The following is a 23057-nucleotide window of genomic DNA, read 5'->3' as shown; positions in this document are numbered from 1 at the left end:
GATGTGGCAACGCAACATAACCGCACACGAACAACCATTGACAAGTGTCTGGAACGTTTCTCTACTGTGAACGCTCACAGATGCATGGTCGGCCTCCCCGCCCTAGGGAGAGGCCCTTTCGGTCAGGGAGAAGTACCCCATGCCCCACACGATGCGCCGCAGCCTCGCCGCCGCCACCGCCGTCCTGCTCGGCGCCACCGCGCTCACCGCCTGTGGATCCTCCGACTCCGGGGACGGGGCATCGGCCGACTCCGGCCCCGTCTCGCTCACCTACTGGGCCTGGGCCCCCGGTATGGACAAGGTCGTGGCCCTCTGGAACGCCGAACACCCCGACATCAAGGTCACGGTGCAGAAGCAGGCCTCCGGCGACGACCTCGTCACCAAGATCATCACCGCCGCCAAGGCGCACAAGGCCCCCGACCTGGTCCAGGCCGAATACCAGGCCCTGCCGACCCTCGTCTCCAACGACGCCCTCGCCGACATCGCCCCCGACGTCGCCGGCGTCCAGGACAAGTTCGCCCCCGGCGTCTGGCAGCAGACCACCTTCGGCGGCGAGGCCGTCTACGCCCTGCCGCAGGACTCCGGGCCGCTGATGTTCTTCTACCGCCAGGACCTGTTCAAGAAGTACGGCCTCTCCGTCCCCACCACCTGGGAGGAGTTCGCCGCCACCGCGCGCGATCTGAAGCAGAAGGCCCCGAAGCAGTCGCTGACCACCTTCTCCGCCAACGACGCGGGCCTCTTCGCCGGACTCGCCCAGCAGGCCGGCGCCACGTGGTGGACCTTCGAGGGCGACACCTGGAAGGTCGGCATCGACGACGCCGCCACCAGGAAGGTCTCCGACTTCTGGGGCGGCCTGGTCGCCGAGGGCGCCATCGACAACCAGCCGATGTACACCCCCTCCTGGAACAAGGCCATGAACACCGGCGAGCAGCTCGCCTGGGTCTCCGCCGTCTGGGCACCCGGCACCCTGACCACCGCCGCTCCCGACACCAAGGGCAAGTGGGCCATGGCCCCCCTCCCGCAGTGGACCGAGGGCGGCTCGTCCACCGGCAGCTGGGGCGGCTCCTCCACCGCCGTCACCACCGACTCGAAGCACAAGAAGGCCGCCGCGCAGTTCGCCACCTGGCTGAACACCGACCCGGTCGCCCTCGCCGCCCTCGTCAAGGAGAGCGGCATCTACCCGGCGGCCACCGCCGCCCAGACCAGCGGCGCCCTCGCCAAGGCCCCCGACTACTTCGCCAACCAGCCCGACTTCTACACCCGCGCCGCCGAGATAGCGAAGACCACCGCACCGGCCGCCTGGGGCCCCAACGTGAACGTCGCCTACACCGCCTTCAAGGACGAGTTCGGCAAGGCGGCCAAGGCCAGGTCCGGCTTCGACACCGCCCTGACCGCCGTCCAGTCCGCCACCGTGACGGACCTGAAGAAGCAGGGCTTCGAGGTCGCCAAGTGACGCAGCCCCCCAAGGGCGCGCGCCGGTCGTACGGGGTCAAGGCGGCCCCGTACGGCTTCCTCCTCCCCGCAGCCCTCCTCTTCGCCCTCTTCTTCGCCCTCCCCATCGGCTACGCCCTCTGGCTCAGCCTCCACAAGGTCGAGATCAAGGGTCTCGGCCTCGGCAAGGGCGCCAAGTCCGAGGTCTGGGCAGGCCTGGAGAACTACACCTCGGCCCTCACCGACTCCGAACTCGCCGCCAGCGCCCTGCGCGTCCTCGGCTACGGCGCCATCGTCGTCCCCGTGATGCTCGGCCTCGCCCTCTTCTTCGCGCTCCTGCTCGACTCCGAGCGCGTCCGGGCCCGCTCCTTCGCCCGGCTCGCGATCTTCCTGCCGTACGCCGTCCCCGGTGTCATCGCCGCCGTCCTCTGGGGCTTCCTGTACCTCCCGGACGTCAGCCCCTTCCACTTCGCCCTCGACAAGCTCGGCCTGCCCCAGCCCGACCTCATGGACGGCGGACCGCTCTACCTGGCGATGTCGAACATCGCGATCTGGGGCGGCACCGGCTTCAACATGATCGTCATCTACACCGCGCTGCGCTCGCTGCCCGCCGAGGTGTACGAGGCGGCCAAGCTCGACGGCTGCTCGGAGCTCCAGATCGCCCTGCGCATCAAGATCCCGATGGTCGTGCCCTCGCTGGTGCTCACCTTCTTCTTCTCGATCATCGCCACCCTCCAGGTCTTCAACGAGCCCATGACGCTCAAACCGCTCACCAACGGCATCCCCTCCACCTGGAGCCCCCTCATGAAGGTCTACAACGACGCCTTCACCGGCGGGAACATCCACGCCGCCTCGGCCACCGCCGTCGTCCTCGCCCTCGCCACCTTCGTCCTCTCCTTCGCCCTCCTCAGGATCTCCAACCGCCGCACCACGCAAGGAGCCGGCCGATGACCGGGCTCGCCTCCCCGCCGCTCCACAAGGACGCCACTGCCGCAGGCCATGCCGCGGGCACCACCCCGGGCGCCTCCCAGGGCACTCCCCGCCCCCGCCGCACCGCGCTGCTCCCCACGGCCGCCCTGGTCCTCGGGGCGCTCTACTGCCTGCTGCCCGTCGCGTGGGTCGTCGTCGCCGCCACCAAGCCCGACAACGAGCTCTTCTCCACCTTCACCTTCCTGCCCGGCGGCGGCCTCGCCGACAACGTCACCGACCTCAGCGCGTACCGCGACGGCATCTATTGGCGCTGGATGCTCAACTCCGTGTTCTACGCGGGCCTCGGCGCCGTCCTGTCCACCGTGGTCTCCGCACTCGCCGGCTACGCCCTCGCGATCTACCGCTTCCGCGGCCGCGAGGCCTTCTTCAACGTGATGCTCACCGGCGTCCTCATGCCCCCGGTCATCCTCGCCATCCCCCAGTACCTGCTGATGGCCGAGGCCGACCTGACGGACAGCTACGCCTCGGTGCTGCTGCCGCTGATCCTCTCCCCGTACGGCGTCTACCTCGGCCGTATCTACGCCGAGGCCGCCATCCCCACGGAGCTCGTCGAGGCAGGCCGCATGGACGGCGCGGGCGAGTGGCGGATCTTCCGGCGGATCGCCGTCCCCATGATGGCCCCGGGCCTGGTGACGATCTTCCTCTTCCAGTTCGTCGCCATCTGGAACAACTTCCTGCTGCCCTTCATCATGCTCGGCGACGACGAGAAGTTCCCCATGACCGTCGGCCTGTTCACCCTGCTCAAGCAGGGCGCCTCCCAACCCTCCCTGTACACCCTGGTGATCACCGGCGCGCTCCTCGCGATCGCCCCGCTCATCGCCCTGTTCCTCGTCATCCAACGCTTCTGGAGCCTTGACCTGCTGTCCGGCGCCGTAAAGTCCTGAGCACAGGGGATCGAGGGGAAACACACAGCATGAGCACAGCAGCGAGCAGGCGCCGCCCGGCGACCATCCACGACGTGGCCCGCGAGGCCGGGGTGTCGCGCGGCACCGTCTCCCGTGTCCTCAACGGCGGCCACTACGTCAGCCCGACGGCCAAGGCCGCCGTGGACGCCGCGATCCGCAGAACGGGCTACGTCGTCAACCGGCACGCCCGCTCGCTGATCACCGGCAAGTCCGACTCGGTCGCCTTCCTCCTGACCGAACCCCAGGAGCGGTTCTTCGAGGACCCCAACTTCAACGTGCTGCTCCGCGCCTGCACCCAGGCGCTCGCGGCCCAGGACATCCCGCTCCTCCTGATGATCGCGGGCACCGAGGACGAGCGCCGCCGCAACCTCCGCTACATCGAGGCAGGTCACGTCGACGGCGTCCTCCTCGTCTCCAGCCACTCCGGCGACCCCGTGGTGGCCCGGCTGCACGAGGCCGGTGTCCCCGTCGTCGCCTGCGGCAAGCCCCTCGGCCAGACCGCCAGGATCGGCTACGTCGCCGCCGACGACCGGGAAGGCGCCCGTGACATGGTCCGCCACCTGTACGCCTCCGGGCGGCGCCGGATCGCCACCGTCACCGGCCCGCTCGACACCCCGGGCGGGGTGGAGCGCCTCGCCGGATACCGCGAGACGCTCGCCGAGTTCGGGCTGCCCGCCGACGAGACGCTGATCGCCACCGGCGACTACAGCCGGGCCAGCGGCGAGGACGCCGCCCGCGCCCTCCTGGAGCGCGCCCCGGACATCGACGCCGTGTTCGTCGCCTCCGACCTGATGGCACAGGGCGTCCTCGACGCCCTCTCCCGCGCGGACCGGAAGGTCCCCGAGGACATCGCCGTCGGCGGCTTCGACGACTCCCCGGCGGCCCTGTCCTCCCGCCCCTCGCTGACCACCATCCGCCAGCCCTGGGACCGGATCAGCACCGAGATGGTACGGACGCTCCTCGCCCGGATCGCGGGCGAGGACCCGGCGACGGTGATCCTGCCGACGCAGCTGATCCAGAGGGAATCGGCCTAGGGCCCGTCCGGCGGATCATGGCCGGGGCCGCGATCCGCCGGACAGGCCCTAGCCGACGGCCTGACGCGGAGTCACCAGGATCACTTCCAGCGTCCGGGGGCCGTGGACGCCCTCGACCCGGTCGAGTTCGATGTCGCTCGTCGCGGACGGCCCCGAGATCCAGGTCAGCGGGCGGGCCGGGTCGAGCCGGGGGAGCGCCTGCGGCACGGAGGCCACCACCTGCTCGGGGGCCCCGACCACGCACACGTGCAGATCGGGCACGAGGGTGAGGGCGCGACGGCCCTGTCCCGGACCGCCGTCGAGGACGATCGTGCCGGTCTCGGCGACGGCGAGCGCGCACCCCGTCACCACCGCGTCGATGCCGTCGAGTTCGTACGGGGTGAGCCGGGGCGTGTCGCTCCGCCGCTCGGCGCCGGTCGCGGCGAGCCACTCCTCGGGCAGTCCGGGCGGTACGACGACACTCCGGGCGCCGCGCTCCGCGAGGAGCCGGGCGATGAGCTCCGGCAGGCCGTCCGGCGCGGAGCGGTGGACGTGGGCGCGGTAGTCGGCGAGGTTCTCGTGGAGCAGGTCGAGAAGCACGTCGGGGTCTTCGGCGCTGTGGCTCGTGCGGTAGTCGCGGGTGACGTCCGGGGCCTCGGGGGCGTCGGCGACGGCGGCGCGGATGCGGGCGAGCACGCGCGCGCGTGAGTCGGTGGTCATCGGCGGTTCTTCTTCCACCAGTCGCGGAACGGTTCGGCGGGCAGTTCGGGCAGGTTCCGGTGCTCGGACCACTGGCGGGCGCCCGGCCCCGGCAGCCGTTTCGGATGCAACGCGCGCGTGGCGGAGGCGATCCGCTCGCCCGCCGCGAAGGCGGCCGGGTGGTCGAGCACCCACGAGGAGGCCTTGATCGCCGCCCGCTCGAGGCGGTGTCCCTTCCCGCCCTCGGCCGCGACCCGCTCGCGCAGATGCACCAGGACCTCGGGGATGTCGATGGCCACCGGACACACCTCGTAGCAGGCCCCGCAGAGGGAGGAGGCGTACGGCAGGGAGGCGTCGACCTCGCTCACCGTGCCCCGGAGCTGAGGGGTGAGGATCGCGCCGATCGGCCCGGGGTAGACGGAGCCGTACGCGTGACCGCCGGCCCGCTCGTACACCGGGCAGACGTTGAGACAGGCCGAGCAGCGGATGCAGCGCAGCGCCTGCCGCCCGACCTCGTCGGCGAGCGCGTCCGTGCGTCCGTTGTCGAGGAGCACCAGATGGAAGTCGGACGGCCCGTCGTCGTCGCTCGTGCCGGTCCACATGCTCGTGTACGGGTTCATGCGCTCGGCGGTCGACGAGCGCGGCAGCGTCTGGAGGAACACCTCGAGGTCCTGCCAGGTCGGCACCACCTTCTCCACGCCGACGACGGAGATCAGGGTCTCGGGAAGCGTCAGGCACATCCGGCCGTTGCCCTCGGACTCGACGACGACGAGGGTGCCGGTCTCGGCGACCATGAAGTTCGCCCCGGAGATCCCGACCCTGGCCCGCAGGAACTTCTCCCGCAGGTGCAGCCGGGCCGCCTCCGCGAGCTCGGCCGGGGTGTCACTCAGCCCCTCCGGTGCGGGCCGCCCCCAACTCCCCATCTTCTCCCGGAAGATGTCACGGATCTCGCCCCGGTTGCGGTGGATGGCGGGGACCAGGATGTGCGAGGGCCGGTCGTCGCCGAGCTGCACGATCAGCTCCGCGAGATCCGTCTCGTACGCGGCGATCCCCTCGGCCTCCAGGTGCTCGTTGAGCCCGATCTCCTGGGTGGCCATCGACTTGACCTTGACGACCTCCGTCTCGCCCGTCGCCCTGACGAGGCCGGTGACGATCCGGTTGGCCTCGGCAGCGTCGGCGGCCCAGTGCACGGTGCCGCCCGCCGCCGTCACCGCGTCCTCCAACCGGAGCAGGTGCTCGTCGAGGTGACGGAGCGTCCGGTCCTTGATCTCCTTGCCGGCCTGCCTGAGCTCCGCCCAGTCGTCGAGTTCCGCCACGGCCCGCGCCCGCTTGTCGCGGATGGTGTGGGTCGCGTGCCGCAGGTTGGCGCGGAGCGTCGCGTCCCCGACCGCGGCCCGCGCCGCCTCCGGGAAGGCCGGCATACCCACGAAGGTCCCGCCGAACGTCTCGCTCACCGCCAGGGCTCCTCTTCCGTGCTCGCCAGGATGTCCGCCAGGTGCACCGCGCGCAGCGGCGCCCCCTGCCGGCTCAGCATGCCGCCCACGTGCAGCAGACAGGAGTTGTCCGCGCCGCACAGGACCTCGGCGCCCGTGGACAGCGCGTTCGCGATCTTGTCGGCGCCCATCGCCGCCGACACGTCCGGGTTCTTCACCGCGAACGTGCCACCGAAGCCGCAGCACTCCTCCGCGCCCGGCAGCTCCACCAGCTCCAGCCCCTTCACCGCCTCCAGAAGCCGGCGCGGCCGCTCCCCGAGCCCGAGGAGACGCAGACCGTGACAGGACGGGTGGTACGTCACCCGGTGGGGGAAGTACGCGCCGACGTCCGTCACCCCGAGCACGTCCACCAGGAACTCCGTCAGTTCGTACACGCGGGGAGCCAGGCCCGCCGCCTCCGCGCCGAACGACGCGTAGTGGTGGCGCACCATCGCCGCGCACGAGCCCGACGGGGTGACCACGTACGCGTACCCGTCGAAGGCCCCGACCGTGCGCCGTACCAGCGGTGCGGTCTCGGCGCGGTACCCGGTGTTGAACTGCGGCTGTCCGCAGCAGGTCTGCGCGGCCGGGAAGTCGACCTCCACGCCGAGGCGTTCGAGGACGCGGACGGTGGCCACGCCCGTCGCGGGGAAGACGGCGTCGTTGACGCAGGTGACGAAGAGGGCGACACGCATCACGGGGTCCTCGGGCTCCTCTGCCTTCACGCGCTGCTCTGCCTTCACGGGTTCCTCGGGGTTCACATGGTCCTCGGGGACGGTTCGATTCGGTCGGCGGCCGTGTCCCAGGCGGCCCGGCCGGCGCGGTCCTCGCGCGGTTCGTAGTGTCGCAGGGGCTGGGTGCGTGCGACGAGCCGACGCATCGCGGCGAGGTCGCCGACGAGCCCGGCGGCCCGCGCCTGGACGAGGACGTTCCCGAGGGCGGTGGCCTCCACGGGTCCCGCGACCACGGGCAGTCCGGTGGCATCGGCCGTCCACTGGCAGAGCAGCGGGTTACGGGCTCCGCCGCCCACCAGATGGACCCGCGCGACCTCCCGGCCCGCCAGCTCGGCGGCCTGCCGCAGCGTACGGCGGTGGGCGAGCGCGAGGCTCTCCAGGACGCACCGGACCACCGCCCCCCGGCTGCGGGGCGCGGGCTGTCCGGTGCGGCGGCAGTACGCCCGTATCCGCTCCGGCATGTCACCGGGAGCGAAGAACTCCGGCGCGTCCGGATCGACGAGCGCCGCGAACGGCTCCGCGGCCGCCGCCTCCGCGAGCAGCTCGTCCAGACCGACGGGCGGTCCGTGCGCCGCCCAGGTCCGCCTGCACTCCTCCAGGAGCCACAGCCCCATGACGTTCCGCAGGAAACGGACGGTGCCGTCGACCCCGCGTTCGTTGGTGAAGTCGGCCGCCCGGGACTCCTCGGTCAGGACCGGGGCGTCGAGCTCGAGGCCGGCGAGGGACCAGGTCCCGCAGGAGACGTAGGCGAAGTCCGGAGCCGTGGCGGGGACGGCGACGACGGCCGACGCGGTGTCGTGCGAGGCGACCGTCGTCACCGGTGTGCCGACGGGGAGACCGGTGAACTCGGCCACGTAAGGGAGGATTTCACCCGCCGGATCGCCGGGTGAGCGCAGCGGCGGCAGCAGACCGGGCGTGATGCCGATGCCGTCGAGCAGCTCCTTGGACCACGTGCCCGCGCGGGCGTCGAAGAGCCCCGTGGTGGAGGCGTTCGTCTGCTCGGCGCCGACCGACCCGGTCAGCCAGTGGACCAGCAGATCGGGCATCAGCAACAGCGTCCGGGCCGCCGCGAGTTGCGCGCTTCCGGCGGCCGAGGCCAGCTGGAAGACGGTGTTGAACGGCAGATGCTGGAGACCGGTGATCCGGTACAGCTCCGCCGCCCCGACCCGCGCCAGAACACCCGCCGCAGCCCCCTCCGTACGCCGGTCGCGGTAGTGGTGGGGCGCTCCGAGCAGCGCGCCGTCCGCGTCGAGGAGCCCGTAGTCCACCGCCCAGGTGTCGACGCCGACGGAGGCGACCGGACCGGACCGGGCGGCCGCGCGCAGTCCCTCCAGGACGCCCTGGAAGAGTCCGAGGACGTTCCAGCGCAGCCCGTCGGGCAGCAGGACCGGGGTGTTGGGGAAGCGATGGGCCTCGGTGAGTACGAGCCGGCCCGCGCCGACCTCGCCGAGCATCACCCGGCTACTGGTCGCCCCGAGGTCGGCGGCGGCGAAGACACGCCCGGTCGAGGGGGAGGACGGGACGCTCACCGGAGGAAGGCCGCCGCCACGCCCGCGTCCACCGGCACGTGCAGTCCGGTGGTGTGGGTGAGGTCGCCGCCGGTCAGGGCGAAGACCGCGTTGGCCACGTGCTCGGGCAGCACCTCGCGCTTGAGCAGCGTGCGGCCCGCGTAGAACGCGCCGAGCTCCTCCTCCGCGATGCCGTAGGTGGCGGCCCGCTGCGCGCCCCAGCCGCCCGCGAAGATGCCCGAGCCGCGCACGACCCCGTCGGGGTTGACGCCGTTGACGCGGATCCCGTGCTCGCCCAGTTCGGCGGCCAGCAGGCGTACTTGATGGGCCTGGTCGGCCTTCGTGGCGGAGTAGGCGATGTTGTTCGGGCCCGCGAACACCGCGTTCTTGGAGGCGATGTACACGATGTCGCCGCCCAGGCCCTGCGCGATCATGACCCGAGCGGCCTCCCGCGCGACCAGGAACGAGCCCCGGGCCATGATCGTGTGCTGGACGTCCCAGTCCCGCGCCGTGGTGTCCAGAAGCGGCTTGGAGATGGAGATGCCGGCGTTGTTGACGACCAGGTCGACCCCGCCGAACGCGAGCAGCGCCGTCCGGAACGCGGCCCCGATCGCCTCCTCCGACGTGACGTCCATGGCGACGGCCACCGCCCTGTCGGGACCGCCGAGTTCCTCCGCGACCGCCCCGGCGCTCGCCGCGTCGAGATCGGCGACCACCACGCAGGCCCCCTCGGCGGCGAGCCGGTGCGCGATCGCGCGGCCGATGCCGCTGCCCGACCCCGTCACGAGCGCCACACGGGTCGCGAGCGGCTTCGGCCCGGGCATCCGCCGCAGCTTGGCCTCCTCGAGCTCCCAGTACTCGATCCGGAACTTCTCCGGCTCCTCGATCGGCGCATACGACGAGACGGCCTCGGCGCCCCGCATCACGTGGATCGCGTTGACATAGAACTCGCCCGCCACGCGCGCGGTCTGCTCGTCCCGGCCGAAGGAGAACATCCCGACCCCGGGCACGAGCACGATCGCCGGGTCGGCGCCCCGCATCGCCGGGGAGTCCTCGGTGGCGTGCCGGGCGTAGTAGGCGGCGTACTCCTCGCGGTACGCCGTGTGCAGCTCCCGCAGTCGCGCGACCGCCCGGTCGAGCGGCGCGTCGGCCGGCAGGTCCAGGACGAGCGGCCGGACCTTCGTCCGCAGGAAGTGGTCGGGGCAGGAGGTTCCCAGGGCCGCGAGCCGCGGGTGCTCCGCGCGCGCCAGGAAGTCGAGCACCGTGTCCGCGTCGGTGAAGTGCCCGACCTGCGGGTTGTCCTGGGAGGCCAGCCCCCGGACGTACGGGGCGAGGGCGGCGGCGCGCTCCCGCCGCTCGGCCTCGGGGAGCGGGCCGAAGCCCTCGACCACCGGCCCGAACGGCTCCGGTCCGCCCCGCTCGGCGAGGAAGGCCTCGGCGGTACGGACGATGTGCAGGGAACGCCGCTCGCACTCCTCCGAGGTGTCGCCCCACGCGGTGATGCCGTGACCGCCGAGGACGCAGCCGATCGCCCGCGGATGGGCCTCCTTGACCGCCGCGATGTCCAGGCCCAGCTGGAAACCGGGTCGGCGCCACGGCACCCAGACCACCGCGTCGCCGAAGCACTCGGCCGTCAGTCTCTCGCCGTCGGCCGCGCAGGCGAGCGCGATGCCCGCGTCGGGGTGGAGGTGGTCGACATGGGCCGCGTCCACCAGACCGTGCATGGCGGTGTCGATCGACGGGGCCGCGCCGCCCTTCCCGTACAGGCAGTGGTCGAGGGCGGCGACCATCTCGTCCTCGCGCCCGACCCCCGGGTACGCCTCGGCGAGGGCGCGCAGCCGGTCGAGGCGGAGCACCGCGAGCCCGTCCTCGGTGAGCGTGCCCAGGTCGCCGCCGGAGCCCTTGACCCACAGGAGGGTGGTCGGGGTCCCGGTCACGGGGTCGGTGACGGCGCCCTTGGCGGAGGCGTTGCCGCCCGCGTAGTTGGTGGTGCGCGGATCGGAGCCGAGCCGGTGGGCGCGGGCGAGGAGGTCGGCGACTTGGGGAGGGCTGGTCGAGGCCATGAGGAACGTCCTTCGGGGCGGGGCGGGGGAAGGTGGGGTGGGGCGGGGCGGGGGAAGGTGGGGCGGGGCTTTGGGCGTGGCGGGGCTGCGGGACGGTCGGAGAGTCGCGCGAGGGGCCGGCGCGTCGGTCACCCGCTCAAGGGCCGGGCTACGCGCCCCAGCCGGCCTGTTCGCCGCCCACGCGTTCGGCGGCGATCCGTTCCTGCCGTCCGGAGCGGAGGTAGGCGCCGACCGGATCCGGGTCGAGCCCCCGCTCCTCGCGCAGCCCGCGCAGCAGGGGCCGTACGTCGGTGGCGTAGGCGTCCATCAGGACGGAGTTGGCGGCCAGCACGTCACCGTCCCGCTGGGCGGCGTCGAGGGCGTCGGCGTCGACGAGCAGCGCCTTGGCGGTGGCCTCCTGCACGTTCATGACCGACCGGATGACGGCGGGGACCTTCGCCTCGATGTTGTGGCACTGGTCGAGCATGAAGGCGATGTCCGCCGCCGGCGCCAGGCCGCCGTTGCGGACGACCTCGTGCATGATCCGGAAGAGCTGGAAGGGGTCGGCGGCCCCGGCCATCAGGTCGTCGTCGGCGTAGAAGCGCGAGTTGAAGTCGAACCCTCCGAGGCGTCCCTCCCGCAGCAGCAGGGCGACGATGAACTCGATGTTGGTGCCCGGAGCGTGGTGGCCGGTGTCCACGACGACCCGCGCCCGTGGGCCGAGCGCGAGGCAGTGGGCGTACGCGGTTCCCCAGTCCGGCACGTCGGTGGCGTAGAAGGCGGGCTCGAAGAGCTTGTACTCCAGGAGCAGCCGCTGTCCCTCGCCGAGCCGCCCGTACACCTCGGCGAGGCACTCCGCGAGCCGCTCCTGCCGGGCGGAGATGTCGTCCTGGCCGGGGTAGTTGGTGCCGTCCGCGAACCAGAGCTTCAGGTCCGCCGAACCGGTCGCGTCCATGATGTCGACGCAGGCGAGGAGGTGGTCCACGGCCCTGCGGCGTACGGCCGGGTCGGGATGGCAGACGCTCCCCAGCCGGTAGGCGTCGTCCTGGAAGGTGTTGGAGTTGATCGCGCCGAGTTCGACCCCGCGCTCCTTCGCGTACGCGGCGAGACCGGCCCAGTCGTCGACCCGGTCCCAGGGGATGTGCAGGGACACCTTGGGGGTGATGCCGGTGTACGCGTGGACCTGCGCCGCGTCGTCGAGCTTCTCGTACGGGGTGCGGGGCACGCCCGGCTGCGTGAACACCTTGAAGCGGGTCCCGGAGTTGCCGTAGCCCCAGGAGGGCGTTTCGATCCGCTGGGCGGCGAGTGCGGCCTTCACGGCAGCGATGTCGGGCATGTCCACCTCGATCTAATGAATCGATTCAGTCCATCGGCGAAGCTAGTCACCGAGCAGGAAGCGGTCAAGGCTCTTGACGCTGCTCCGATCGGCGCCCTAGCGTCCGAGCACGGCGCAGTGAAACATTTCAGTCGATCAGGGGGAGCCGATGGCGGCGATGCGGCGGGTCTGTTTCCTGCTCAAGGTCAGGGCCGAGCGGGTGGACGAGTACCGGGCGCGCCACGCGGACGTCTGGGCCGACATGCGCACGGCGCTCTCCGCGGCCGGCTGGCACAACTACTCCCTCTTCCTCCGCGAGGACGGGCTGCTCGTCGGCTACCTGGAGACACCGGACTTCGACCGGGCGCGCGCCGCGATGGAGTCGACCGGGGTCAACGCCCGCTGGCAGGCGGAGATGGCGGAGTTCTTCGAGGAGCTCGAAGGGCAGGCACCCGACGCCGCCATGCGCCCGCTGACGGAGGTGTTCCACCTCGCGTGAGGCGGTGGGAGCCGGGATGCGGGAGGACTTCGCGGCGACGATCCGGCCCGGAGGGGCCGCATAGGATGAAAACCGGGGCGGGACCTCGCCCGGACGGGGCGGTAGGGGCAGGACGGACCAGGTGGGACGGATGACGGACACCGCGCGGACGGTCGGGAACGTCGGCATCAAGGACGTGGCACGCGAGGCGGGAGTCTCCGTCGGCACCGTCTCGAACGTGATCAACCAGCCGGACCGGGTCTCGCCCGCGACGCTCGAACACGTACGGCGGGTCATCGCCCGCCTCGGTTACGTGCGCAGTGAGTCCGCCCGCCAGCTGCGGGCCGGCCGCAGCCGGATCATGGCGCTGCTCGTCCTCGACATGGGCAACCCCTTCTTCGTCGACATCGCCCGGGGCGCCGAGCGCACCGCGCGGGCGGCCGGTCTGGGCGTCATGGTCTGCAACAGCGACCAGAACGCCCGGGACGAGGCCGACTACCTCTCCCTCTTCGCCGAGCAGCGCGTCCGGGGCGTCCTGGTCACCCCCGCCGACCCCAGCGGCGCGAACCTGCGCGATTTCCGCCGCCACGGCATCGCGTCCGTGCTCGTCGACCGGGTGGCGGGCGACGACACCGGCTGCTCCGTCTCCGTCGACGACGTCGTCGGCGGCTCGCTGGCGATCCGGCACCTCACCGCGACGGGACACCGCTCCTTCGCGTACGTCAGCGGCCCCTCCCACCTCCAGCAGATCCGCGACCGGCGCGAGGGCGCGCTGCTCGCGCTCGCCGAGGCCGGACTGCCCGCGTCGGCCCTCCGGGAACTCCCCGCCGAGCGGCTCGACGTGGCCTCGGGACGCGACGCGGGGGCCCGCCTGCTCGGCCTCGCCGACCGCCCGACGGCCGTCTTCTGCGCCAACGACCTGCTGGCGCTCGGGGTGCTCCAGTCGCTGTACGCGGCGGGGGTCCGGGTCCCGGAGGACATGGCCATCGTCGGCTACGACGACATCGAGTTCGCCGCGGCCGCGACCGTACCCCTGACGTCGGTGCGCCAGCCGGCGCTGACGCTCGGGGCCAAGGCCGCCGAGCTGCTCCTGGACGAGACCGGCGAGCGGGCGGCCGACCACCGGCACGAACACGTGGTGCTCCAGCCGGAACTGGTCGTCCGCCGCTCGACACTCGCCGGGCACTGACCTCCCCGGAGTGCGGGCGTCAGCGGACGCCGAGCAGGTGCTCCAGGGCCAGCTGGTCGAGGTGCTCGAAGGCCATGGAGCGGGCGGCCGCCGCGTCCGGGTCGAAGGTCTCGTACGCCGTGGGGTCGGCGAGCAGCCCCGCGAGGCCGTCGGCGGCCGTGGGGACGGCGAGTTCGGGCAGGCGGGAGGCGGCCAGGGCCTGCTGGACGTCCGGGTCGGCGCGGAAGGCCGCCGTGCGCTCCTTGAGGATCAGGTAGTTGCGCATGCAGTTCTTCGCGGACTCCCACACCCCGTCGGAGCCGTCCGTCCGCACCGGCTTGAAGTCGAAGTGGCGCGGGCCCTCGTACCCGGCCGTCTCGAGCAGGTCCACCAGCCAGAACGCCTGGCGCAGGTCGCCCGCCCCGAAGCGGAAGTCCTGGTCGTACTTGATGCCGGACTGACCGTTCAGGTCGATGTGGAAGAGCTTGCCCGCCCAGAGCGCCTGCGCGATGCCGTGCGGGAAGTTGAGTCCGGCCATCTGCTCGTGGCCCGTCTCCGGGTTCACGCCCACGAGTTCGGGGCGCTCCAGGCGCTCGATGAAGGCCAGGGCGTGCCCGATGGTGGGGAGCAGGATGTCGCCGCGCGGCTCGTTCGGCTTGGGCTCGATGGCGAAGCGCAGGTCGTAGCCCTGCTCGGTGACGTACTGGCCGAGCAGGTCGAAGGCCTCCTTCATGCGGTCGAGCGCGACCTGGACGTCCTTCGCGGCGCCGGACTCGGCGCCCTCGCGGCCGCCCCAGGCGACGTAGGTGGTGGCTCCGAGCTCGACGGCCAGGTCGATGTTGCGGAGGGTCTTGCGCAGGGCGAAGCGGCGCACGTCCCGGTCGTTGGCGGTGAAGCCGCCGTCCTTGAAGACGGGGTGGGTGAAGAGGTTCGTCGTGGCCATCGGCACCGCGAGTCCGGTGCGGTCGAGGGCGGCCCGGAAGCGCTTGACGATCGCGTCGCGCTCGGTGTCCGGGGCGCCGAAGGGGATCAGGTCGTCGTCGTGGAAGGTGACGCCGTACGCGCCGAGGGCGGCGAGCCGCTCGACCGTCTCGACGGGGTCGAGGGCCGGGCGGGTGGCATCGCCGAACGGGTCGCGGCCCTGCCAGCCGACGGTCCACAGGCCGAAGGTGAAGCGGTCCTCGGGGGTGGGGGAGAAGAGCTCCGGCATGGTGTGTCCCTCTCTTGCTCTCGGGATTTGTTTTCTGAGATAACTAATACGGGACGGACACACCGGGGCGCCAGTCCCCGCCACGAATCGGCCCCGGTGACGACCTACGGTGACGCACTACAGGAAGAGGTGAGGACGTGCCCACGAGGCGCTCCGTCGTGATCGGCGTGGACAGTTCCACGCAGTCCACCAAGGCCGCGGCCGTCGATGCCGACACCGGCGAGCTCCTCGCCGTCGGCCGCGCCCCGCACACCGTCACCGGCTCCGCCGGCGCGCGCGAGAGCGACCCCGAGGAGTGGTGGACCGCCCTTGTCGCAGCGGTCCGCGCGGCGGTACGGGACGCGGGCGTCCCGGCCGCAGCCGTCACCGGCATCGCCGTCGCCGGACAGCAGCACGGTCTCGTCACCCTCGGCGCCGACGGCCGCCCCCTGCGGCCCGCACTGCTCTGGAACGACACCCGCTCCGCCCCGCAGGCCGCCGCCCTCGCCGCCCGCCTGGGCGGCCCCGCCGCCTGGCTGAACCGCACGGGGTCGGTGCCCGTCGCCTCCATGACCGCCGCGAAGTGGCAGTGGCTGCGCGAGCACGAACCCCGCCACGCGGAGGCCGTCACGGGGGTCCGCCTCCCGCACGACCACCTCACGGAGCGGCTCACCGGAATCGCGGTGACCGACCCGGGGGACGCTTCGGGGACGTGCTGGTACGGGAGGGGTGAGGGCGCCCAAGACGGCGGGGACGGGAAGGGAGCCGCGGACGAGGTCACCGGTGCGGGCGGCTCCGGTGCGTACGACCCCGAGATCCTGGACCTCATCGGTCTCGACCCGGCCCTGCTGCCCGCCGTCGCCCCCGGCGGCGCCACCCGCGTGGGCACCCTGACCGCGGCCGCCGCCGAGGCCCTCGGGCTGCCCCGTACCGTCGTCGTCGCCGCCGGGACCGGCGACAACATGGCCGCCGCGGTCGGCCTCGGCCTCGGCGGTGCCGGTCTCCTCGACCACCCGGTCGTCAGCCTCGGCACCTCGGGCACGGTCTTCGCCGCGACCCGCGCGCGCCCGGCGGACCCGGGCCTCGCGGGGTTCGCCGCCACCGACGGGACATACCTCCCCCTCGGCTGCACCCTCAACTGCACGCTCGCCGTGGACCGGTTCGCCACGCTCCTGGGCCTGGACCGCGAGGACGCGTCACCGGGCGGAGACGGAGGCGGCGGAGTCGTCGTCCTGCCGTACCTCGACGGCGAACGCACCCCCGACCTGCCCCACGCGGCCGGCCTGGTCACCGGCCTGCGGCACGGCACGGACCCGCGGTCGATCCTCGGCGCCGCCTACGAGGGCGCGGCCTTCACGGTGCTGCGCGCCCTCGACCACCTCCTCGCCGCCTGCGGCCTCGACCCGGCCGACCCCGGCGTACGGGACCGGCCGCTGCGCCTCATCGGCGGCGGGGCGCGCGGCCGGGCCTGGACCGAGACCGTCCGCCGGCTCTCCGGCCGCCCCCTGGTCGTCCCGGCCGCCGAAGAACTCGTCGCCCTCGGCGCCGCGGCCCTCGCCGCGGCCGCGGTGACGGGTGCGGACCCGGTGGCCCTGACGACGGCCTGGGGCACGGGCACGGGCGAGATCCTGCCCGCGGTCGGCCGCGACGAGGAGACCTGGAACCGCATCGCGGGGGTCCTGTCGGCCGCGACGCCGGCGTTGCTGTCATCGACCGTCGAAGAGGTGGGCCAAGGTGGTCGGGGTGAGACGGATGTCGTCGAAGTCGACGCGGCATCCCTCGCCGACGGGTGACTGGACCTCGATACCCGCCCGTACGGGACCGGGGCCGTCCAGGGCGAACTGCCGTACCAGGCGCCAGAACTCGCCGTCGTCCGAGACGTGGAAGGCGAAGCCCTCGCCGATCCGGCTGACGCGCAGCCACAGCGCTTCTCCCGCGACCGGGCCCGCGAGCGCGTCGTCGGACCGGCCGCGGGTCACGACGGAGTAGACGCTGGGAGTTCCGTCGGGCGCCTGCTCGAAGTTGAGCTTGGCCCAGTGGTCGTCGTCGGAGCGGATGAACAGGGCCCCCGCGTCCCATGCCGACCGGAAGCCGACGCGAAGGCGCGCCGAGAGCTGCCAGTCGCCGTCCGGGGGAGTGGTCAGGGCCACGGCGGCGTCACGCCGGGCCGCCCCGCCGACCGGGTCCGTGAAGGCGTCCGTGCGCGGGGCGGCCGTGACGGTGAGGACGCCGCCGGCGAGGGACCACGAGGCGGGGGCGGTCACCCAGTCGAGGCCGAGGGGGAGTGAGGTGTCGACGTTCATGACCTCATGATCGTGAGCCGGCCGGAAGCGTGCCACGGACTTCGCCGAGGATCCAAGAAGTGGCACGAGAGTCCAACTCGGCGCCTCCGCCGGGAAGAGAGCGAGTGCCCCGAACTGCCGCCCGTGGGCGTCCTGTTGAGGCCGACCCCCGGCCGACCGGTCGGCGGTGACGGCGTCCGGCGTCCGGCCTGGCGGTGACGGCGTCCGGCGTCCGGCCTGGCGGTGACGGCGTCCGGCGTCCGGCCTGGCGGTGACGGCGCCCGGCGTCCGGCCTGGCGGTGACGGCGCCCGGCGTCCGGCCTGGCGGTGACGGCGCCCGGCGCCCGGCGCCCGGCCCTTGGTCTGGCGGCGATGATGTCCGTCGCCGGCCCCCGCCCCCGGCCGACCCGCTCCTCTCCCTCAGGCTCCGCCGCCCGCCCCCGCCGTGACGCGCCGCTGGTGCACCCGCAGGTGCAGCGTCGCCAGGTCCAGGAGCGGGGTCGCCACGCCCAGGGCACGCGCGCGGGTGGTGAGGTCGCCGAAGAGGTGCTCGACCTCGGTCGGGCGGCCCGCCGTCAGGTCGCGGTAGAGGGACGGCACCATCGGCGACCCCGACGCGGCCACCACGGCGAGCGTCGCCGCCCGCTCCGCCTCCGGTACGGGGTGTCCGGCCGAGGCGGCGACCGCGGACGCCTCGTCGAGCAGCGCCGGGGCGAGGGCGGGACCGCCGGGCGCGTCGTGGACGTCGCCGACCGTGCCCCGCATCAGGCTGGTCACGGCGCCGAAGGTCGTGATGAACACCCACTTGTGCCACATCGCCGTGACCACGTGCTCCGGTTCCGGCGAGGCGATGCCCGCCTCTTCGAGCACCGCCCGGAACTTCGCCGCGCGCGCGGAGCGCGTGCCGTCCTGCTCGCCGAGGGTCAGATGGGCCAGCGGGGCGAGGCGCCGGATGTCACCGCTCTCGTCGAGCGTGGTCACCACCTTGGCCACGCCGCCGAGGACGACCGAGGTCCCGAAGCGGGCGTTGAGGGCGTCGATGTGCGCGAGACCGTTGAGGAGCGGCACGACGGCCGTGTCGGGTCCGACGGCCGGCGCTATGTCCTCGACCGCCTGATCGAGACCGGTGGACTTCACCGACAGGAGCACGAGGTCGTACGGGGTGTCGAGCGCGTCGGCCGTCACGAGGCGGGGCGCGAGGACCCACTCCTCGTCCCGGCCCACCACCCGAAGCCCGCGCTCGCGCAGCGCCGCCGCCCGGGCCGGGCGGACCAGGAAGGTGACGTCCTGTCCGGCGCGGGCGAGCAGGGCGCCGAAGTAGCCACCGGTGGCACCGGCGCCGACGACCAGGATCTTCATCGTTGTGGACCTCTCGTGGGGCGCCCCGAGGGCGCGGAAGTGAGCGGGGGGCGGAGCAGGGGCCGGAGCAGCCGGTGGGGCCGGGCGAGCGCGGCCGTCACCGGGTCGTCGTCCGGAGTGACAGGTGCGAGCCCCGGGCCCGGGGCGACCACGACGTCCGCGACGGGCACGGCCGTGCCGCAGCCCGTACAGCCCCCGTCCGCGTCGAGCGGGGCCTCGTCCCCGGCGTGCAGGAAGACGCGGCGCGGGCCGCCGTCCGCCGGGTGGAACTGCTCGCCCCAGGCGGTGAGCGCGCGGACCGCAGGCCAGAGGGCGACCCCCTTGGGCGTGAGCCCGTACACCTCGCGGCGGCCCGTGCCCGTCTCGGGGCGGCGCTCCAGGACGCCGGCCTCGGTGAGGGTGGTGAGCCGGTCGGTGAGCACGGCGCGGGGCACGCCCAGGTGCGCGGCGAACTCCCCGAACCTGCGGACCCCGTAGAAGGCGTCCCGCAGGATCAGCAGCGTCCAGCGCTCGCCGACGACCTCCATGGAGCGGGCGAGCGCACAGGTCTGACCGCGGTAGTCGCGCGGAAGCGTCATGGCCATGACCCTAGCGCAGAAGAGTTCGGTCATTGAACTGTTTGGGGCAGGAGGTGCAGATCTCCGGCGGCGGAGCCGTTTTCGGGTGAACGAACGGGGCGGCTAGGCTCGCGCTCACCATGAACCAGCCCACGGAACCCAAGGCCGACAAGTCGGGCGTGCGCCGGCACAACCTGAGTCTCGTCCTGCGGACCGTCCACGACGCGGGCGAGACCACCCGGGCGGCGGTCGCCGCCCGCGTCGGACTCACCAGGCCCGCCGTCTCCTCCCTCGTCGAGCAGCTCCTCGAACTGGGCTTCCTCGTCGAATCGGGCAAGACGTTCAGCGGGCAGGCGGGACGGCCGGGCACCGTCCTGAAACCCGCGGACACCGGTCCCGCCGGACTCGGCGTCGAGATCAACGTCGACTACGTGACGGTCTGCGTCGTCGACCTCACCGGCACCGACCGCGTCCGCCGCACCGAGCGCCTCGACAACCGGACCGCCGGTGCCCCCGGCGTGCTGGCCCGCGCCGCCCGTATCGCCGCCGACGTCCTCGACACGGCCGCCGGGCGAGGCCTCGCCCCGGCGGGCGCGGGACTCGCCCTGCCGGGCCTCGTCTCCGGCGGAGCCGTCCGGCAGGCACCCAACCTCGGCTGGTACGAGGTCGACGCCGAGCGCCTCTTCGGCGAGGCCCTCACCGCGCTGCGCCCCGGCACCGCGGGCCTCCCCCTGACCTCCGACAACGAGGCCAACATGGCGGCCCTCGCCGAGCTGTGGTTCGGCACGCTCGGCGACCTCCGCACCTTTCTGCACCTGACGGGCGAGATCGGCGTGGGCGGCGCGATCGTCGTCCACGGCGAACTCCTGCGCGGCGCCCACGGCTTCGCCGGCGAGATCGGCCACCTGGTCGTCGACGCCGAGGGCCCGCGCTGCCGCTGCGGCTCACGAGGGTGCCTGGAGCAGTACGCGGGCCAGGCCGCGCTCCTCGGAGCGGCGGGTGCCGCCGGCGTCCCCGAACTGGCGGACCGCGCCGGGGCGGGGGACCCACAGGCCCTCGCCGCGCTCGCCGAGGCGGGCAGGATGCTCGGGCGCGCCCTGTCGGGCGCGGTGAACCTCCTCGACCCCGAGGCGGTCGTCCTCGGCGGCATCTACCCGCAGCTGATGCCGTGGCTCGTCCCCGCCCTGGCCGAAGAGCTCTCCGGTCGCGCCGTCTCCGGCCTGTGGACCCCGGACGCGGGCCGCCTCCGTGCCGCCTCCGCCGCCACCGACGCCTCCCGGGGAGCGGCGGCCCTGGTCCTCCACGACGTCCTGGCCGACCCCCTGGCGTACGCCACGGTGACGGGGATGGGAACGGGAACGGGAACGGGGACCTGATGGAGGGCCCGTCCGCGGGGACGGGAGCGGGGACCTGATGGAGGGCCGTCCGTGGGGTCACAACCCCGCGGAGGGCCCCGGTACTTCGACGAACGGCCGGGTCAGGTGGGCCGTCGCGAGGACCGCCCCGCTGTCGGCGGCGCGCGCGAGCAGCTCCTCCCGGGAGGCCCGGGCGGTCGCGGGGTCGCGCTCGTGGGCGTAGGCCACGGCCGGCGCGGCGAGCTGCACGGCGTGTACGAGGAGATCGCCGGTGACCAGGACGTCCCGGCCGTCGGGCCGTTCGACCAGGACGGACTGGTGGCCGGGGGTGTGCCCGGGGGTGGGCAACAGCGTGACACCCGGGCGCAGTCGGTGCCTGCCGTCGACCTCGTGCAGCTGCCCTGCGGTGCGGAGCGGTTCCACCACCCAGTCCCACACCGGGTCGAGGCGGTCGAGAGCGGCCGTCTCCGCGCGCTGGACGATGTACCTGGCGTCCGGGAAGAACGGCCGGCCGGCGGCGTCGGCGGCCCAGCCGGTGTGGTCCTCGTGCAGATGCGTCAGAACGACGGTGTGGACGTCCGCCCGCTCGATGCCGGCCCGCGCGAGGACGTCCGGCAGCCGGCCGGGCACGGGGCACCAGGGCGCCCCGGGACCCTCGGCCGGTCCCACGCCCGCGTCGATCAGCGTCCAGCCCGAACCGTCCGGGTCGGCGACGGCGAAGCAGCGGAAGTCCAGCCGCCACGCGCCGTCGGGCCCGACCGCACCGGGGTCGAGGGCCGCGGCGGCCGCCCAGTCCGCCGCGACCGCCCCGGGGAAGGCGTCCCGCGCCGACCTGAAGAACAGCCCGGAGGCGTCCAGGAGTGCCGTCACCGGGCCCATTCGCGTCACTTCGGCGCTGCTCGACATGGCACCGACCCTGCCATCGCCGGGACCCGCGCGTACAGGAGACCGCTCACTCTCATCCCGCTCTCACGCCGGCCTTATCCCGCCATCACGCGCCGCCCCTAGCTTCACGCCCATGTTCTTCACCTACCTCCGGCGCGAACTGCGCCGCCGCAGAAAGGCGGCGCTCGTCGTCGCCTCCGGGCTCGCGCTCGGGATCGCGTTGGTCATCGTCGTCAACTCCGTGTCCTCCGGCATGAACCAGGCCCAGGGCAAGGTCCTCGAGTCCCTGTACGGCCTCGGTACGGATCTGACGGTGACCAAGGCACAGGAACGGCCCGCGGACGGTGCGCAGCCGCAGCGCCCCCGGTTCGAGTTCCAGGGCAAGGACGAGGGCGAGGAGCAGAGCAGCGACCGGCTGATGGTCCAGGGCTTCCAGACCCTCGCGGACTCCACCGTCGCCACGGTCGCCGGACAGCCCGGTGTCGACCGTGCGGTGGGCGGACTCAGCCTCGTCAACCTGAAGATCAACGGGGAGTTCGCGCGGGGCCGGATCCAGCGCGGCCAGACCCAGCCGGGGCAGCCGGGGCAGCCGGGCGCCGAGACCGGCGGTGGCAACGGTGGCGGCTCCGGTGGCGGCTCCGGCCCCGGTGACACCGTCACCGGCGGCGGCGCGGCCTTCGACGTCGACTCCTTCACGCTCTACGGCACCGACGTCACGGCCCCCGACCTCGGCCCCCTCACCACCTCCACCGTCTCCCAGGGCCGTACCTTCAAGACCTCCGAGACGGACGCCAAGGTGGCTGTCGTCGACAGCGCCTACGCCCAGGAGAAGGACCTCGCCGTCGGTGACGAACTGACCGTGAAGAACGTCAAGTTCGAGATCATCGGCATCGCGACCGCCGACCGCGGGCAGGCCGCCGCCCAGGTCTATCTGCCACTGAAGCAGGCGCAGACGCTGTCGGCCTCCGCGGCCAAGATCACCACGATCTACGTGAAGGCGACCGACTCGACGCGGATCGACGCGGTCAAGACCGCCATCCAGAAGAACGTCACCGGCACCACCGTCACCACCTCCGCCGACCTGGCCCAGACGGTCTCCGGCTCGCTCGACACCGCCGCCAACCTCGCCTCGAACGTGGGCAAGTGGCTCTCGTACGCCGTGCTGCTCGCCGCCGTCCTCGTCGCGGGTCTCCTCACCTCCTCCGCGGTCACCCGCCGGGTCCGTGAGTTCGGCACGCTCAAGGCGCTCGGCTGGAAGAGCGGCCGCGTCACCCGTCAGGTGGTCGGCGAGGCCCTCGTCAACGGCTTCATCGGCGGCGTCCTCGGCATCGCGATCGGCCTGGCCGGCGCGTACGCGGTCACCGCCGTCAGCCCGACGCTGACCGCCGAACTCGGCTCCACCGGCGGCATGTTCGGCGGCGGTGGTGGTGGCCGTGGCGGCATGGCCTTCGGCGGCGGCCCCGCCGCCACGGCCGCCGGAAAGACCGTCGACATCGCCCTCACCGCCCCGGTCAGCGTCACCACGGTGGGTCTCGCCGTCCTCCTCGCCCTCGGCGGCGGCCTCGTCGCGGGAGCCTTCGGCGCCTGGCGCGCCTCGCGGCTGCGCCCCGCCGACGCGTTGCGCCGCGTCGAGTAGCAGCGCCCGAACCCACCTACGTTCCAAAGGAGTTGGACC

Annotated in this window: 20 protein-coding genes; 9 read left to right on the top strand and 11 right to left on the bottom strand. The window is 73.2% G+C overall.

Annotated features, from left to right (window positions below):
- Positions 1-139 precede the first annotated feature (139 nt).
- Genes E0F75_RS05920 through E0F75_RS05905 form a run of 4 tightly spaced genes read left to right on the top strand, consistent with a single transcriptional unit; the run spans position 140 to position 4360 of the window.
- Positions 140-1453, top strand: coding sequence for an ABC transporter substrate-binding protein (locus E0F75_RS05920; RefSeq protein WP_187621391.1), 1314 nt, complete (start codon positions 140-142; stop codon positions 1451-1453).
- Positions 1450-2382, top strand: a complete 933-nt coding sequence (locus tag E0F75_RS05915; protein WP_187621390.1) for a carbohydrate ABC transporter permease — start codon at positions 1450-1452, stop codon at positions 2380-2382. Before E0F75_RS05920 ends, E0F75_RS05915 begins: the two co-directional genes overlap by 4 nt.
- Complete coding sequence (locus E0F75_RS05910; RefSeq protein ID WP_187621389.1) at positions 2379-3305, top strand: carbohydrate ABC transporter permease; 927 nt, start codon at positions 2379-2381, stop codon at positions 3303-3305. Before E0F75_RS05915 ends, E0F75_RS05910 begins: the two co-directional genes overlap by 4 nt.
- Positions 3306-3334: 29 nt before the next feature.
- Positions 3335-4360, top strand: a complete 1026-nt coding sequence (locus tag E0F75_RS05905) for a LacI family DNA-binding transcriptional regulator (RefSeq protein WP_187621388.1) — start codon at positions 3335-3337, stop codon at positions 4358-4360.
- Positions 4361-4408: 48 nt separating this feature from the next.
- On the opposite strand, the gene E0F75_RS05900 is transcribed toward E0F75_RS05905, so the two are convergent.
- The 6 genes from E0F75_RS05900 to rhaI form a co-directional block, all read right to left on the bottom strand.
- A complete protein-coding gene (locus tag E0F75_RS05900) occupies positions 4409-5059 on the bottom strand; it encodes a lactate utilization protein C (RefSeq protein WP_187621387.1) in 651 nt (216 codons plus the stop codon).
- Complete coding sequence (locus E0F75_RS05895) at positions 5056-6459, bottom strand: LutB/LldF family L-lactate oxidation iron-sulfur protein (RefSeq protein WP_187621598.1); 1404 nt, start codon at positions 6457-6459, stop codon at positions 5056-5058. The genes E0F75_RS05900 and E0F75_RS05895 overlap by 4 nt, the downstream gene beginning before the upstream one ends.
- A gap of 29 nt (positions 6460-6488) precedes the next feature.
- Positions 6489-7205 (bottom strand): (Fe-S)-binding protein, encoded by a 717-nt coding sequence (locus tag E0F75_RS05890; RefSeq protein WP_187621597.1) that lies wholly within the window; start codon positions 7203-7205, stop codon positions 6489-6491.
- Positions 7206-7267: 62 nt separating this feature from the next.
- Complete coding sequence (locus tag E0F75_RS05885; RefSeq protein WP_308189551.1) at positions 7268-8773, bottom strand: rhamnulokinase family protein; 1506 nt, start codon at positions 8771-8773, stop codon at positions 7268-7270.
- Positions 8770-10815 (bottom strand): bifunctional aldolase/short-chain dehydrogenase, encoded by a 2046-nt coding sequence (locus tag E0F75_RS05880; protein WP_187621386.1) that lies wholly within the window; start codon positions 10813-10815, stop codon positions 8770-8772. The genes E0F75_RS05885 and E0F75_RS05880 overlap by 4 nt, the downstream gene beginning before the upstream one ends.
- A 148-nt stretch (positions 10816-10963) precedes the next feature.
- Positions 10964-12130 carry an L-rhamnose isomerase gene (rhaI, locus tag E0F75_RS05875; protein WP_187621385.1) on the bottom strand — a complete coding sequence of 389 codons (1167 nt, stop codon included), beginning with the start codon at positions 12128-12130 and terminating at the stop codon, positions 10964-10966.
- 157 nt (positions 12131-12287) lie between these two features.
- On the opposite strand from rhaI, the gene E0F75_RS05870 reads away from it, so the two are divergent.
- Entirely contained in the window at positions 12288-12608 is a 321-nt protein-coding gene (locus E0F75_RS05870) for an L-rhamnose mutarotase (protein WP_187621595.1), read from the top strand.
- Between the two features lie 130 nt (positions 12609-12738).
- Positions 12739-13776, top strand: a complete 1038-nt coding sequence (locus tag E0F75_RS05865) for a LacI family DNA-binding transcriptional regulator (RefSeq protein WP_187621384.1) — start codon at positions 12739-12741, stop codon at positions 13774-13776.
- Between the two features lie 19 nt (positions 13777-13795).
- Here E0F75_RS05865 and xylA read toward each other — a convergent pair whose 3' ends face one another.
- Positions 13796-14965: a xylose isomerase gene (xylA, locus tag E0F75_RS05860; protein WP_187621383.1), complete on the bottom strand. Its 1170-nt coding sequence runs from the start codon at positions 14963-14965 to the stop codon at positions 13796-13798.
- Positions 14966-15102: 137 nt separating this feature from the next.
- Between xylA and xylB the strand changes: the two genes are divergently transcribed.
- Complete coding sequence (xylB, locus tag E0F75_RS05855) at positions 15103-16737, top strand: xylulokinase (protein ID WP_187621382.1); 1635 nt, start codon at positions 15103-15105, stop codon at positions 16735-16737.
- Here the strand turns inward: xylB and E0F75_RS05850 are convergent.
- From E0F75_RS05850 to E0F75_RS05840, 3 genes are all read right to left on the bottom strand, one after another.
- Positions 16651-17247: a DUF1349 domain-containing protein gene (locus tag E0F75_RS05850; protein ID WP_187621381.1), complete on the bottom strand. Its 597-nt coding sequence runs from the start codon at positions 17245-17247 to the stop codon at positions 16651-16653. The genes xylB and E0F75_RS05850 overlap by 87 nt on opposite strands.
- Before the next feature lie 399 nt (positions 17248-17646).
- The gene (locus E0F75_RS05845) at positions 17647-18585 is read right to left on the bottom strand and encodes a ketopantoate reductase family protein (protein ID WP_187621380.1); all 939 of its coding nucleotides are present in this window, start codon (positions 18583-18585) and stop codon (positions 17647-17649) included.
- On the bottom strand, positions 18582-19163 hold the full coding sequence (locus tag E0F75_RS05840; protein WP_187621379.1) for a helix-turn-helix domain-containing protein: 582 nt from the start codon (positions 19161-19163) through the stop codon (positions 18582-18584). The genes E0F75_RS05845 and E0F75_RS05840 overlap by 4 nt, the downstream gene beginning before the upstream one ends.
- 119 nt (positions 19164-19282) lie before the next feature.
- Here E0F75_RS05840 and E0F75_RS05835 point away from each other — a divergent pair, with 119 nt between their 5' ends.
- Positions 19283-20518 (top strand): ROK family transcriptional regulator, encoded by a 1236-nt coding sequence (locus tag E0F75_RS05835; RefSeq protein WP_187621378.1) that lies wholly within the window; start codon positions 19283-19285, stop codon positions 20516-20518.
- 57 nt (positions 20519-20575) lie between these two features.
- On the opposite strand, the gene E0F75_RS05830 is transcribed toward E0F75_RS05835, so the two are convergent.
- Positions 20576-21403: an MBL fold metallo-hydrolase gene (locus E0F75_RS05830; protein WP_187621377.1), complete on the bottom strand. Its 828-nt coding sequence runs from the start codon at positions 21401-21403 to the stop codon at positions 20576-20578.
- A 112-nt stretch (positions 21404-21515) separates the two neighbouring features.
- Here E0F75_RS05830 and E0F75_RS05825 point away from each other — a divergent pair, with 112 nt between their 5' ends.
- On the top strand, positions 21516-23018 hold the full coding sequence (locus E0F75_RS05825; protein ID WP_187621376.1) for an ABC transporter permease: 1503 nt from the start codon (positions 21516-21518) through the stop codon (positions 23016-23018).
- Positions 23019-23057 lie beyond the last annotated feature (39 nt).

The sequence above is a fragment of the Streptomyces sp. CB02980 genome (assembly GCF_014451325.2).
In the GTDB taxonomy this organism is placed as follows: Bacteria; Actinomycetota; Actinomycetes; order Streptomycetales; family Streptomycetaceae; genus Streptomyces.
The sequence above is the reverse complement of the archived record's forward strand: the minus strand, read 5'-3'. Positions and strand labels throughout refer to the sequence as shown.